The 994-nt window shown below is 70.7% G+C and carries 1 protein-coding gene and 1 pseudogene; both read left to right on the top strand.

The annotated features are described in order from the left end of the window. Positions 1 to 270: pseudogene (locus WA640_RS28685) on the top strand (Gfo/Idh/MocA family protein); the annotation flags it as partial. Next, positions 267 to 977 (top strand): cupin domain-containing protein, encoded by a 711-nt coding sequence (locus WA640_RS28680; protein ID WP_335992386.1) that lies wholly within the window; start codon positions 267 to 269, stop codon positions 975 to 977. The pseudogene WA640_RS28685 and the gene WA640_RS28680, both read left to right, overlap by 4 nt. Positions 978 to 994: the final 17 nt, after the last annotated feature.

The raw sequence follows: 994 nt of genomic DNA, 5'->3' as shown, positions 1-994 counted from the left end.
CGGCGCGAGCCGCTGCGCCACACCGGGCACGCGGGGCAGATCGGCGACCTCCTGGCCGCGATCCGCGAGGGGCGCAGGCCGATCGCGGACGGGCGGGACGGCAAGGCGGCGATCGAGGTCGTCACCGCGATCTACAAGGCGGGCATCGAGCGGGCGTTCGTGGCCCTGCCGCTCCAGGCCGACGACCCCTACTACCGGTCCGGCCGACTCGTGGAGCGCGCCCCGCACTTCTACGAGAAGCAGCGCTCGCTCGCTGAGGCGGCGTCATGACCTTCACCTTCCCCGGCGGGACGTCGCTGTCGCACTTGGACGTGTACGAGGACGCGGCGCCTGACGGTGTGTGCGGTGGCAGCCCCCACATGCATTTGGTCTCCACGGAGGCGTACATCGTCGTCGAGGGCCGAGGGGCGCTCCAGGCGATCGACAGCGCGGGCTTCCACGAGACCGAGCTCCGTGCGGGATCGGTCGTGTGGTTCACGCCCGGCACGATCCACCGTGCTGTGAACCGCGGTGGTCTCAAGGTCGTCGTGTTGATGAGCAATGCCGGCCTGCCCGAGGCCGGCGACGCGGTCATGACGTTCCCCTCCGAGACCCTCGCCGATCCCGCCGCCTACGACGAAGCGGCCTCGATCGGCGACTCGTACAACCGAAGCGCGCGTGTAGCGAGGCGCCGGGACCTCGCAGTGACCGGATTCGAGGCGCTGCGCGACGCGGTCCTCGAAGGTGACCCAGGACCGCTTGAGGACTTCCACGCAGCGGCCGGCGCGCTCGTCCTCGCCCGGGCCGAGTACTGGGGACCGCTCGTGCGTGAGAAACCGCTCGCGCAGGCCGAACGATCACTGGCCCTGACCAGGGCGGTCGCCCGAGGCGACCTCGCCCACCTCGGCGAAGCCCGAGTCCGCCAGGCGGTCCCCTCCGAAGGCGAGCGCGCCTTCGGCATGTGCGGCCGCCTGCGCACCTACTACGTCAACGATTGAGGAGCAGTTCCAATGAC

Origin of the sequence: Glycomyces sp. MUSA5-2, from assembly GCF_037034145.1 — a bacterium.
Lineage (GTDB): Bacteria > Actinomycetota > Actinomycetes > Mycobacteriales > Micromonosporaceae > Glycomyces > Glycomyces artemisiae.
Note: the sequence above shows the minus strand (reverse complement) of the source record. Positions and strands in the feature narration are given on the sequence as shown.